The organism is Pseudomonas graminis (genome assembly GCF_004364335.1).
Classification (GTDB): domain Bacteria; phylum Pseudomonadota; class Gammaproteobacteria; order Pseudomonadales; family Pseudomonadaceae; genus Aquipseudomonas; species Aquipseudomonas graminis_D.
The window spans coordinates 66,611-78,596 of the sequence record NZ_SOCR01000009.1; the positions used below are offsets into that span (position 1 = coordinate 66,611).

Annotated in this window: 10 protein-coding genes; 3 read left to right on the plus strand and 7 right to left on the minus strand. The window is 62.7% G+C overall.

Annotated features, from left to right (window positions below; genetic code table 11):
- Nucleotides 1-310: 310 nt before the first annotated feature.
- Genes eutC through eat form a run of 3 tightly spaced genes read right to left on the minus strand, consistent with a single transcriptional unit; the run spans nucleotide 311 to nucleotide 3,935 of the window.
- Nucleotides 311-1,129 (minus strand): ethanolamine ammonia-lyase subunit EutC, encoded by an 819-nt coding sequence (eutC, locus tag EC919_RS17985; protein ID WP_133775770.1) that lies wholly within the window; start codon nucleotides 1,127-1,129, stop codon nucleotides 311-313.
- A 34-nt stretch (nucleotides 1,130-1,163) separates the two neighbouring features.
- Nucleotides 1,164-2,555 carry an ethanolamine ammonia-lyase subunit EutB gene (locus EC919_RS17990; RefSeq protein ID WP_133775771.1) on the minus strand — a complete coding sequence of 464 codons (1,392 nt, stop codon included), beginning with the start codon at nucleotides 2,553-2,555 and terminating at the stop codon, nucleotides 1,164-1,166.
- A 27-nt stretch (nucleotides 2,556-2,582) separates the two neighbouring features.
- Complete coding sequence (gene eat / locus EC919_RS17995; protein ID WP_133775772.1) at nucleotides 2,583-3,935, minus strand: ethanolamine permease; 1,353 nt, start codon at nucleotides 3,933-3,935, stop codon at nucleotides 2,583-2,585.
- A 430-nt stretch (nucleotides 3,936-4,365) separates the two neighbouring features.
- On the opposite strand from eat, the gene qhpR reads away from it, so the two are divergent.
- Entirely contained in the window at nucleotides 4,366-5,442 is a 1,077-nt protein-coding gene (qhpR, locus tag EC919_RS18000; RefSeq protein WP_133775773.1) for an AraC-like transcriptional regulator QhpR, read from the plus strand.
- A gap of 63 nt (nucleotides 5,443-5,505) precedes the next feature.
- Here qhpR and EC919_RS18005 read toward each other — a convergent pair whose 3' ends face one another.
- The 4 genes from EC919_RS18005 to EC919_RS18020 all read right to left on the minus strand — a co-directional run bounded on the left by EC919_RS18005 (nucleotide 5,506) and on the right by EC919_RS18020 (nucleotide 9,073).
- Nucleotides 5,506-5,961 carry a hypothetical protein gene (locus EC919_RS18005; protein ID WP_133775774.1) on the minus strand — a complete coding sequence of 152 codons (456 nt, stop codon included), beginning with the start codon at nucleotides 5,959-5,961 and terminating at the stop codon, nucleotides 5,506-5,508.
- On the minus strand, nucleotides 5,945-6,592 hold the full coding sequence (locus EC919_RS18010) for a DUF6036 family nucleotidyltransferase (protein WP_243842283.1): 648 nt from the start codon (nucleotides 6,590-6,592) through the stop codon (nucleotides 5,945-5,947). The genes EC919_RS18005 and EC919_RS18010 overlap by 17 nt, the downstream gene beginning before the upstream one ends.
- A gap of 157 nt (nucleotides 6,593-6,749) precedes the next feature.
- Complete coding sequence (locus tag EC919_RS18015; protein WP_133775775.1) at nucleotides 6,750-8,699, minus strand: AAA family ATPase; 1,950 nt, start codon at nucleotides 8,697-8,699, stop codon at nucleotides 6,750-6,752.
- A gap of 110 nt (nucleotides 8,700-8,809) precedes the next feature.
- On the minus strand, nucleotides 8,810-9,073 hold the full coding sequence (locus EC919_RS18020) for a DUF2790 domain-containing protein (protein WP_133775776.1): 264 nt from the start codon (nucleotides 9,071-9,073) through the stop codon (nucleotides 8,810-8,812).
- Between the two features lie 304 nt (nucleotides 9,074-9,377).
- On the opposite strand from EC919_RS18020, the gene EC919_RS18025 reads away from it, so the two are divergent.
- Complete coding sequence (locus tag EC919_RS18025) at nucleotides 9,378-10,118, plus strand: response regulator (RefSeq protein WP_133775777.1); 741 nt, start codon at nucleotides 9,378-9,380, stop codon at nucleotides 10,116-10,118.
- A complete protein-coding gene (locus tag EC919_RS18030) occupies nucleotides 10,115-11,455 on the plus strand; it encodes an ATP-binding protein (RefSeq protein WP_133775778.1) in 1,341 nt (446 codons plus the stop codon). Before EC919_RS18025 ends, EC919_RS18030 begins: the two co-directional genes overlap by 4 nt.
- Nucleotides 11,456-11,986 lie beyond the last annotated feature (531 nt).

Below are 11,986 nucleotides of genomic sequence, written 5' to 3' on the forward strand. Positions count from 1 at the left end.
CCAGCAAGCCGGCTCCTACGGATTCTAGGTACGCCGAACATGGCGTGCGTTACCGAGATCCACTGTAGGAGCGCGCTTGCCCGCGAAAGCGGTGTCTCTGTGACCCATCAATCGCCTGACACGCCGCCTTCGCCAGCAAGCCGGCTCCTACGGATTCTAGGTACGCCGAACATGGCGTGCGTTACCGAGATCCACTGTAGGAGCGCGCTTGCCCGCGAAAGCGGTGTGTCTGGCGCTGGAGATTCAGCGCATGGACCAGCCTCTTCCCGGCTGAAGCCGGTCCCACAAAACCCCGTTGTGTCTGAGACATTCACCCACCCAGCAAAAAATTCCCCGGCCGACTGCCCCCGCCCGCTTCCAGCACCGGCACTTGCGCGTCGTCCTTCAGGCTCACGCCGGACAATTGCCGGCGCCAGGCTTCGCGCATCAGGTACAGCAACTTGTGCGCCGCCATGGCGTAGCTCATGCCTTCAAGGCGCACGTTGGAAATGCAGTTGCGCGCAGCGTCGTTCAGGCCCACGCGCGGTGCGTAGGTGAAGTACAGGCCCAGGCTGTCCGGCGAGCTGAGCCCCGGCCGTTCGCCGATCAGGATCACCACCATGCGCGCCTTGAGCAGTGCACCGATTTCATCGGCGACGGCAACGCGGCCCTGCTCCACCAGCACCACTGGCGCCAGGCTCCAGCCTTCCGCCGCCGCCATTTCATCAATGCGTTGCAGCATCGCCGGGCTGTGGCGCTGCACCGCCAGCGCAGACAACCCGTCTGCGACCACCAGCGCCAGATCAAATCCGTCAGGATACGCAGCCGCGTAATCCTTCAACTGCGCAGCCGACGCCTCGGACAAGCGCCGCCCCAGATCAGGCCGTTGCAGGTACATATGGCGATCGGTTGCCGAACTTTGCAGGGTCAGCGTTTCGCGGGACCGGCCCGCCAGTTGCTCGGCCAGCGCCGCGTGATCGAACGCCAGATGCACCGCGTCGCGGGCTTGGGCGTGGGCAAACTGGAAATCCAGCTGCGCCGCCGTCGGCAGGCTGGTGCCCGCGTGCCCGAGGGCGATCCGCGCCGAGGTCAGCGAGCGCAACTGCTGCCAGGCATCGGCGTGTGCGGGTGATTTCTTGTCATCGCTCATGGCTCAAGCCCTTGTCTGAACTGCTGATCAGCGGCTAATCAAGTTGCGCCAGCGCCTTGCGAAACAACGGCGGCACGCCCTGTCCCAGCCGCACGCCGCCGTCATCCTGACGCAGGATGTCCATGCGCGTCAGCCATTCCTCGAACTCCGGCGCCGGGCGCAGACCGAGGGTCTTGCGGGCATACAAAGCGTCGTGAAACGAGGTGGTCTGGTAGTTGAGCATCACGTCGTCGGACCCCGGAATGCCCATGATGAAATTGATGCCCGCGACGCCGAGCAACGTCAGCAGCACGTCCATGTCGTCCTGATCGGCTTCGGCATGGTTGGTGTAGCAGATGTCGCAGCCCATGGGCACGCCGAGCAGTTTGCCGCAGAAGTGATCTTCGAGCCCCGCGCGAATGATCTGCTTGCCGTTGTACAGGTATTCCGGGCCGATGAAGCCCACCACAGTGTTGACCAGAAACGGATTGAAGTGCCGCGCGACCGCGTAGGCGCGGGCCTCGCAGGTCTGTTGATCGACGCCGTGGTGAGCGTTGGCCGACAAGGCGCTGCCCTGCCCGGTTTCGAAATACATCAGGTTGTCGCCCAGCGGACCGCGCTTCAGGCTCAGCCCCGCTTCATAGCCTTCGCGGAGGATTTCCAGACTGATGCCGAACCCGCTGTTGGCCGCTTCGGTGCCGGCGATGGATTGAAAGACCAAGTCCAGCGGCACACCCTTTTCAATGGCCGCCACCGAGGAGGTGACGTGGGTCAGCACGCAGGACTGGGTGGGGATCTCGTAATGACGGATGACGCCGTCGAGCATCTTCAGCAGTTCGCTGATGGCGCTGACGCTGTCGGTGGCCGGGTTGATGCCGATCATGGCGTCGCCGTTGCCGTACAGCAGACCGTCGAGCACGCTGGCGGCGATGCCGGCCGGGTCATCGGTGGGATGATTGGGCTGCAGCCGGGTGGACATGCGCCCGCGCAGGCCGACGGTATTACGAAAGCGGGTGACGACACGGATCTTCTGCGACACAAGCACCAGATCCTGCACGCGCATGATCTTCGACACCGCCGCCGCCATTTCCGGCGTCAGCCCCGGCGCCAGGGCTTTGAGGCTGGCCTCGGTGGCGTCGTCCCCCAGCAGCCAGTCGCGAAAGCCGCCGACCGTCAGGTGGCTGACCACGGTAAAGGCCGCGCGGTCATGGCTGTCGACGATCAGGCGGGTCACTTCATCCTCTTCGTAGGGAATCAACGCTTCGGTGAGGAACTGCTTGAGCGGCACGTCGGCCAGGGCCATTTGCGCCGCCGCACGTTCGGCATCGCTGCTGGCGGCAACTTCTGCGAGGAAGTCGCCCGAGCGTGCGGGGCTGGCCTTGGCCATGAGTTCCCGCAGGCTGTCGAAGCGCCAGACCATGCCACCGATGCTGTGGGAAAAGCTCATGCACACCTCTTTTTTCGAACCGCGTGATTAACTGGCCACAACAACCGCCGGATGGCGCCCGCGGACCATTTTGCAGAACAGTGCACCCACGGCCATCAGGCAGATGAATATGGCGCAGATCAGCAGGTTGAACCACACCATGGCGACGAGGCATACCACCGCCAGCACCAGGGCGATGCCCGGCACGATCGGATAGCCCGGCGCGCGGAAGCTGCGCTCGAGGTTCGGTTCGCTGCGGCGCAACTTGAACAGGCTGAGCATGCTGATGATGTACATCACGATAGCGCCAAACACCGACATGGTGATCATCGCGGCGGTCAGCGTCATGCCCTGCAGGTTGATCACGCCGTCGCTGAGGATCGCGATGATGCCGATCACACCCCCCGCGAGGATCGCACGGTGCGGCGTCTGGAAGCGCGACAGTTTCGCCAGGCTCGGAGGCAAAAAGCCCGCCCGCGCCAGAGCGAAGAACTGCCGCGAGTAACCGAGAATGATGCCGTGGAAGCTCGCCACCAGACCGAACAGGCCGATCCACACCAGCATGTGCATCCAGTTGGAGTTGCCGCCGACCACGGCCTTCATCGCCTGTGGCAGCGGGTCATTGATGTTTGCCAGTGTGCGCCAGTCGCCCACGCCGCCGGCGAAGATCATCACGCCGATCGCCAGCACCACCAACGTCAGAATGCCGCCCACATAAGCGCGCGGAATGGTGCGTTTCGGGTCCTTGGCTTCTTCTGCCGCCATGGCCGCGCCTTCGATGGCCAGGAAGAACCAGATGGCGAACGGGATCGCCGCGAACATGCCGCTGATGGCCGGCAGGCTGAAGGTGTCGGAACCGGCCCAGCCGCCCAGCACGAAGTTGCTGAAGCTGAAGCCCGGCGCGACAACGCCCATGAACACCAGCAGTTCGGCGACCGCCAGAATGGTGACCACCAGTTCGAAGGTCGCAGCAATGCTCACACCCAGGATGTTGAGGGTCATGAACACGAAATACGCGCCAATGGCCGCCACCCTTGGATCAAGGGACGGGAACTGCACGTTGAGGTAAGCACCAATGGCCATGGCGATGGCCGGCGGGGCGAAGACGAATTCGATCAGCGTCGCCAGCCCCGCGATCATCCCGCCGGTCACGCCGAAGGCGCGCAAGCTGTAGGCAAACGGTCCGCCCGCGTTGGGAATCGCGGTGGTCAGCTCGGTGAAACTGAAGATGAAACAGGTGTACATCACCGCGACCATCAGCGTGGTCACCAGAAAACCCAGCGTCCCGGCAGTGCCCCAGCCGTAGCTCCAGCCGAAGTATTCGCCGGAAATCACCAGGCCCACGGCCAGTCCCCACAAATGCAGGGTTCCCAACGTTGGTTTGAGTTGTGAAGCAGTCATGAGCGTGTACCCCGGTAGCCAGGCGACGGTATTTGTCTGACGTCGAGCATAGTCACAGCTGACAGGCCAAGGCTTGACCGTACGGCGCGCGGTCTGTCGTCTGCGGTCAAGTTTTCCGGGTATCTGCCGGGGGTGCGCCACCGTGGCGCGTGAAAACGGCCCGGTGCTTTATTGAGGGTCACGCAATGCCCCTGTTGGCCGACGTGGCACCGGAGTTCCCAGATTCCGCGGCGGCAGATGAGTCGCGGGGTAGCAACACCCCCCCTGTAAGCGCGCGCTTGCCCGCGAAGACCTCGGTACGTTCAACACATTTTTGCCAGATGACCCGGAAATCGCGGGCAAGCGCGCGCCTGCAAGATGCTGACTGTGGGCACAAGGTATGACATTTGCTTGCACACTTGCCTACACACCGTCAGAGCCCTCATCCCCAATGCTCCAGACCCTCGTCCCCGCCGCCGCATCGAATACGCCCGCCGCCAGCAATCGCGGCGTGCTGTCGGCTGCAGCCAACGGGCTCGATGGCTTCATCGTGCAGCACGGCGGTGATCTGGACCGGGTGTTCGGCCGCTCCGGCATCGACCCCGATCAGCTGCTGCACCCGACCCTGAGCCTGCCGCTGACCAACTACTGCAAGGTGCTGGAAGAAGCCGCAAGCCAGACCGGCTGCGACAATTTCGGCCTGCGTTACGGCCAGCAATTCCGGCCCCAGGCGCTGGGCCTGCTGGGCTACATAGGCCTGTGCTCGGCGACGCTGGAAGACGCGCTGATCAACTTTTCCGCCGCGTTCCCGTTCCACCAGCACAGCACGCTGATCGAACTGGTGGATCAAGGCGAGTGCTACCGCTTCGACTATCAGGTTCGCCACGGCGCGATCAACGAACGCCGCCAGGATGCCGAATTGACCATGGGCATGGCGCTGAATCTGGTGCGCCACGTGCTCGGCCCGGACTGGGCGCCTCGGCAGGTGGCTTTCGAACACGCCCAACCCCAAGGCTGGCACGAACACCGCGACGTGTTCCGCGCGGACGTGTGTTTCGGGCAGGGCTGCAATTCGCTGCTGATTCCCAAGTGCGATGTCGTCGGTAAAGCCATGCCCGGCAGCGACCCGGTCCTGCTGATGCTGATCAAGGACGCGATCCGCCAGCTGGGCGATAACGGCAGCGGTACGGGCAACGGCCACGAGGCCACCCTCCTCGACCGCGCCCGCGAGACCATCCTCGCCACGCTGCACCTGGGCGAACCGGCGCTGGACGACATCGCCCACACCCTCGGCCTGTCCGAATGGACCCTGCAGCGCAAACTGCGCGAACACGGCATCAGCTTCACGCAACTGGTCGACCAGATTCGCCAGGACTCGGCCCTGAGCCACCTCAAACAGCAGAACCTCAGCATCACCCAGCTCGCCTCGCTGCTCGGCTACTCGGAAACCAGCGCGTTCTCGCGGGCGTTCAAGCGATGGTTTGGGGTGAGTCCGAAGCAGTGGCGTGGGGGTGACTGTCGCGTTTGATGGTCCGATTTCTTGGACTTCCCCACCAAGAATTGGACTCAGCGTCGATGAACGGGATGCAGGCTATTCGAAAGCCGAGTTGCGTCCGGCCGCGTAATGCCGCGTCTGATAGGGGAGCAGGGTCTGCACTTTCAACCCTAAACCCTCGCTAAGTCCCCATGACACCGCAAGCTCGTCCCGACGGTCACGCAGACGAGTCTCCGCAATTTGCGGGCCGTCGCCCTGACGCGGGAAACGCTGCATCAGCACACTCAGCGCGTGCAAGGTCTCGCGCACCCGTTCGTCAGTCGCACAGGGGAACCGGGTCAGCTTTTCCAGAAGGTACCCCACCCGACGCGCCGCCAGCTCGCCAGGATTGCTGGCGAGAAATCTGCGCAGTTCTGACTCCATGCTTGAGTGCTCGTACCAGACTTCCTGGGCAAGACTCACCAAAGTGCCATCATCGGCCTGACTTAGCGGTTGTTCAGCGAGTCTGGCCATCGCTTCGGAAAGTAAGTAGCGCTCAACCGGGCTGTCCATCGGCGGTCTCCAGGTAGTCCTGCAAAATATTGGTCAGGATGGATGTGGGAGGTTCGTGATTGCCAACATAGCAATCAATGGCCTGCAAGGCCAAACTTTCAAACTCGGCAGCAAGGATGAAACCGGTACGCAGCAAGGCGAAGATATCGCTGATGTCTTGCTCAGTCCCGCGTCCGAGCTTGGAAATTGCGAGATCGACCGGCGACGCTATCAGAACGCTCAATGGCGACAGCGGCCCGAATGCATCAAGCGGCACTGCCCGTTCCAGATAGTCCTCATGCAGGGGGCCCAGCCCCGAGGTGAAGTTGAGGTCATAAGACAATTCAACGACACGACCGCTTCGCTCATCCAAAAATGTCTGGGGAACAGCCGCCAGCATGGCCTGCAAATCCAGGCTCGAAGGCAACTCCGATGCAAAGAACTCTGCGTCGACATCGCTGGATACCCGGTGACTTGTGTACAAGTGCACTGCGCATCCACCAAAGATAACGACGGTGAGCGCCGCAGGCGGGGCATTTTCACACGTTAGTTCGCTCTCGACCGACTTGAACATCGCGACCAATGCTCTTCCCAGCGCGGTCTCGGAATTAAGGATGGCAGGCCGTACATCATAGGCGGCGCTCTTGTTCACGGTTCGTCCCTGGATCGCTAAAAGGTCGATCAGAAATTTACCGATGAATGAGCGGTTATGAAGTCAGCGTGGATCGTCCCTGTATGTAGGAACCGCCGGAAATACGCGAAGGTAATCCCGTTTAACCCGGATCGTTACCGAGAGAGTTGTCCGCCCTCTACTTACGCCCCAAATCCTGCAACCAGTCATTCATGTTCCCCGGCAATAGCAGTTCGTGCCGGGCGCGGGAGCTGGCGGTGTAGAGCAGCGAGCACACGCTGGCCAGTGAATGGGTCGAGCCCGCGCGCGGTGGGCGCATGAGGTCGCGGGAGAGCAGCACGGAGTCGAATTCCTGGTTCTTCACGTCTTCGACTTTCGCGAGTTTGAGGATGGCGGCCGGGTCGTTGCAGAATCGCTGGGTGGTGTCGATGAAGTCCTGCAGGCGGTTGCCCTGGCCGAGCCACTCGTGCATCGCCTTGAATTCGTGACTGCCGCCCATGGCCGAGGCCAGGGCGTCCCAGTAAGCGAAGCGGAAGATCAGCCGGTGTTGCGGGCGCAGGTCTTCGCGGTAGAGCAGGTCCAGGCCTTTGACGAACAGCGTGAGGTTTTCAAGGGTGCGCAGCGGCATTTGAAAGCGCGCGCCTGCTTCGGTCAGGCGCTTGAACCAGGCAAACAAACCCCATTCGTTGGCCACCAGAATCGTCGTGGGTTTTTCCGGAATCGGCATGACGCCGTGGCCGATGATCCGCGTCGGGTGAGGCGCGCGGCCGACGAAACCTTCTTTGATATCGCTGGGGTGCAACTGAATCATCGGATTGAGCACGTCGGCCATTTGCTTGCCGGCGCGAATCGACTGGGTCATGAAGCGCTGGCGGATGAAGCCGCCATGGCGCGGGGTCTTGCCGCTGAGCTGCTGGAATTCGTCGCCCAAGGTAATGACCGCTTGAGGACTGCGGTCGAGGATCTGCACCATCGGCGCCGTCAATTCATGGCTTTCGTCGATGATGATGTGGCTGTAATTCTCGGGGATCACTTCGCTGGTCAGCGCCAGAAACTTGATGCGGTGGCTGTTGCGGATCGGCAGACGAATGTGCGGCGCCGACGGCCTGACGGTTTCGCGCCAGAGCAGGCGGCTGTACTCCAGCAGCAGGACAATGTCCGCCTGACTCGCCGCATGGCCCAGCGACGGCAAGTGCCGCGCCTCGATATTGGCCAGCGGCGACAGGCTGAAACTGTGCACGGTGCTGCGGCAGACCCTCGCCACATCCCGCGGCTGCAACTTGCCCACCGCTTGCAGGTTCAGCCACTGCGCCACTTGGCGGTCATCAACCAGCGAGCTGGCGCCGGTGCGCTGTATGTCGGTGTTGCGCCAGCCGCGCGCCGTGAGATCGCGGTTGAGCAGCAGGTTGGCCATGTGACCGAAGGTGCACGCATTGATCCGCGCGTCGGGATTGGCCTGACGCACCCGAGCCTGAAGCGCAGCCACTTGCCCCGGAAACGTTGCCATGAGCAAGGTCTTTTCCGGCACAAGAACCTCGAAGAATTTCGCCAGCAGGTACGTCTTGCCCACCCCGGCATAGGCCTGCAGATGGAACGACTCTTCGTTGCAGACCTTGAACTCGTCGAAGATCCGGCTCTGCTGATCACTCAGACGCAGGACGTCGCCCGACGGCATCACGACCTCACGGGTCAATGGTTCCAGCTTTTCACGATGGCGCAGGCCAAAGCCGAAGTCCCACTGCCCTTCCCCGTCGAGGTAATCCTGCTGCTCGATGTCAGCGTCTTCGAGCAGACTGACGCCGGCAACTTCAAGCACCGAGAACCCGGCGGCCAGATGGTCGGCGGTGAACCTGCCGCGCACCAGATCGGCAAAACGCCCGCCCGCTTCTTCGACGGAAGCGGCCGCCCGCAGGACATCATCGAGCATGCGTTCGAGCTGTTCGACGGCCGTGTTTTGCGCGACCAGCGCGCTGAGATTAAGCAGCAGCATCAGCGCAGCGAGTTGCGGTCGGCCCGCCTGATTCAGGAAATCGTCCAGCGGTTCGCCAGCGGCCAGGCCTTTGCACACCTCTTCGGTCAGGGGGAGAAACAGCGACGGCGGTGGCGCGAAGGCAGCGGGGGATCTCATTGCGGGGGCTGGGTCCTGGTCGGCGCGGGGGCGCAGGCGTTGAAAAAGGAGCACAGCTTACTCCTGCCGCCCGACCACCGCCCACTGGCGTGTCACCGTACCTGCCAGCTTCAGTTGTCCTGCGGGCAGTTCTGGGCGACGGTTTTGTAGTTCAGGGTCTGTTGCTGGCCTTGAGAATCGAGGTAGCGAAGGTGGGCATTGACCACGCCGCAGGTCGGGGTTGAGTCGACTTCGGTGGACAGGGCCTTGGCGATGTCCAGGTGATCGCCGTACATGTAAGTGTGCCCTTGAGCAACGGGTTGGGCCTGGGCGGTCAGCGCGCCGAGGCTCATGGCGGCAAACAGGGTGGCGATGCTGAGGTTCTTCCAGTTCATGGTGTTCTCCGGTATTCAATGGGTCATTCGGTCATGGGTTCGAGGCGGTGTGTGTCTGTCGTCTCGATGGGTCCCATTGAACGCCCCGCAGGTATCTCGCTTGTGTCGCGAACGGCCGGAAAATCATCCTTACGTGTCAGAACCCGCTGCAGATACACAGCAATACATTCGCGCCGAAAAACCCGTCTTTTGCATGCGCATGTATGCCCGGCAGCGCCAGATACAGTGGAATACAAACGCCCGCAGGCAAGTCACGCTCGACTGGTTAAGATGCGCCACACACATGAATACGGGAGCTGCTGCAATGGAGCACGTCGATCACATTCTGATTGTCGATGACGATCGCGAGATTCGAGAGCTGGTCGGCAACTACCTGAAAAAGAACGGGCTGCGCACCACCGTGGTGGCGGACGGCAGGCAGATGCGGTCGTTTCTGGAGTCGACCCCCGTCGACCTGATCGTGCTCGACATCATGATGCCCGGCGACGACGGCCTGCTGCTGTGCCGCGAGTTGCGCACCGGCAAGCACAAGGCCACGCCCGTGCTGATGCTCACCGCCCGCAGCGACGAAACCGATCGCATCATTGGCCTGGAAATGGGCGCCGACGATTATCTGGTGAAACCCTTCGCCGCCCGCGAACTGCTGGCGCGGATCAACGCCGTGCTGCGCCGCACCCGCATGCTGCCGCCGAACCTGATCGTCACCGAAGCCGGTCGTTTGCTGGCCTTCGGCAAATGGAAGCTGGACACCACCGCCCGCCATTTGCTCGACGCCCAGGGCACGGTGGTCACCCTCAGCGGCGCGGAGTACCGCCTGCTGCGCACCTTCCTCGATCACCCGCAGCGGGTCTTGAGCCGCGATCAACTGCTGAACCTGACCCAGGGCCGCGACGCCGATCTGTTCGACCGTTCCATCGACCTGCTGGTCAGCCGCCTGCGTCAGCGCCTGGCCGACGACGCCCGCGACCCGGCCTACATCAAGACGGTGCGCAACGAAGGCTATGTCTTCACTTACGCCGTTGAAATCCTCGGGGAAAGCCCGTGAAGCTGAGCTTGGGATGGCCGCGCACCCTGGCGTCACGGCTTTCGCTGATTTTCCTGATCAGCCTGGTGCTGGCCCACGGGCTGTCGTTCGGGCTGCAATTTTATGAGCGCTACCAGAGCGCAATGACGCTGATGCTGGGCAATCTGGAACGGGACCTGAGCAACGCCGTCGCCGTGCTCGAACGCTTGCCGGCCGACGAGCGCGAATCCTGGCTGCCGCGTTTCGAAAGCGCCAATTGTCGCTACATTCTGGGTGCCGGAGAGAACGGCGCGCCGATGAACATGAGCAACGCGCCGATGTCCGTGCATTCCATGCAGCGCAGCCTTGGCCGTGATTACGCGCTGACCTTCACGGACATTCCCGATACCCGACTGCATTATCAAGCGCACCTGACGCTACGGGACGGGAGTCCGTTGACGATCGACATGCACCCGCGGGTCACGCCGCTGTCACCCTGGCTGCCGCTGCTGTTGATCGGCCAACTGGTGCTGCTGTTCGCCTGCACCTGGCTGGCCGTGCGCACGGCGATTCGTCCGCTGACGCGCCTTTCCCACGCCGTCGACAATCTCGACCCGAACGGCGAAGGCATTCGCCTGGATGAAAGCGGCCCGACCGAAGTGGCCTTCGCCGCCGTGGCGTTCAACACCATGCAGCAACGGATTTCGACCTACGTGAAGGAGCGCATGCAACTGCTGGCGGCGATCTCCCACGACCTGCAAACCCCGATCACCCGCATGAAACTGCGCGCCGAGTTCATGGACGATGGCGTCGAGAAAGACAAGCTGTGGAGCGACCTGAGCGAGATGCAGCACCTGGTGCAGGAAGGCGTGGCGTACGCGCGCAGCATGGACACCTCGACCGAGACAGCGCGGCGCGTGGACATGGATTCATTCCTCGACAGCCTGGTGTTCGACTACCAGGACGTCAGCCGCGACGTGCAGTTGAACGGCAAGACCGGCGCAGTCATCGACACCCGCCCCCACGCCCTGCGCCGGGTGCTGGTCAACCTGACTGACAACGCGTTGAAGTTCGGTGGCGCGGCGGAGATTCAGGTCATTGCCCACCCCGACCAGAGCCTCTCGCTACAAGTGCTGGACCGCGGGCCGGGGATTGCCGAAGGGGAATTGTCGGAAGTGCTGAAACCGTTCTACCGCGTAGAGAGCTCGCGCAACCGCGACACCGGCGGTACCGGGCTGGGCCTGGCGATCGCGCAGCAATTGACGATTGCACTGGGCGGCACATTGACCCTGACCAACCGCGAAGGGGGCGGGCTGTGTGCTGAGCTGAAACTGCCTGCGCGGATAACGACGGGGGCGGTGCAGATCACGGATCTGTAGGAGCCGGCTTGCTGGCGAACCGGTTTCGTCAGTCGACGCCTTCGGTTCTGACCTACCGCGTTCGCCAGCAAGCCGGCTCCTACAGTGGATCTCGGCAGCGATCAGGATCTTCGGCGGCGTTACCACGCGGGGCGTGGGAACGATCGAATGTCAGCGTCTGAACGGGCCCCTTCCCGGCTAAAGCCGGTCCTACAAAACACCGCGTTCCGTCAGTGGGACCGGCTTCAGCCGGGAAGCCTTTGATCTGCTCCACGCTTTTGATCTTCGTACACAACCATCCCAGACACCGCCAATCGCGACTTGGGTGCAGGCTGAACGCAGGTCTCGCGCAGTGGGCCGAGCCGCATGGATGCGGCGAGAGCGCCGTCAGGACATGGATGTCCGTTCGGCGCGGGCCCACGGAGCGGGACCGGAGTGAAGGTACTCCGACGCAGGAGGAGCCCAACCGAGAGCATAAGCCCTTGGTTACTTGGGGCTTTATCAAGTAACTCGCCGAAGGCGAAACAGTCTGCCCCCAGGCAGACGCCCTTG

Bases quoted from the DNA above. Each gene is read 5' to 3' on its own strand.
- eutC (WP_133775770.1), bottom strand. From the start codon at position 1,129: ATGAGCGATGACAAGAAATCACCCGCACACGCCGATGCCTGGCAGCAG.
- EC919_RS17990 (WP_133775771.1), bottom strand. From the start codon at position 2,555: ATGAGCTTTTCCCACAGCATCGGTGGCATGGTCTGGCGCTTCGACAGC.
- eat (WP_133775772.1), bottom strand. From the start codon at position 3,935: ATGACTGCTTCACAACTCAAACCAACGTTGGGAACCCTGCATTTGTGG.
- qhpR (WP_133775773.1), top strand. From the start codon at position 4,366: ATGCTCCAGACCCTCGTCCCCGCCGCCGCATCGAATACGCCCGCCGCC.
- EC919_RS18005 (WP_133775774.1), bottom strand. From the start codon at position 5,961: ATGGACAGCCCGGTTGAGCGCTACTTACTTTCCGAAGCGATGGCCAGA.
- EC919_RS18015 (WP_133775775.1), bottom strand. From the start codon at position 8,699: ATGAGATCCCCCGCTGCCTTCGCGCCACCGCCGTCGCTGTTTCTCCCC.
- EC919_RS18020 (WP_133775776.1), bottom strand. From the start codon at position 9,073: ATGAACTGGAAGAACCTCAGCATCGCCACCCTGTTTGCCGCCATGAGC.
- EC919_RS18025 (WP_133775777.1), top strand. From the start codon at position 9,378: ATGGAGCACGTCGATCACATTCTGATTGTCGATGACGATCGCGAGATT.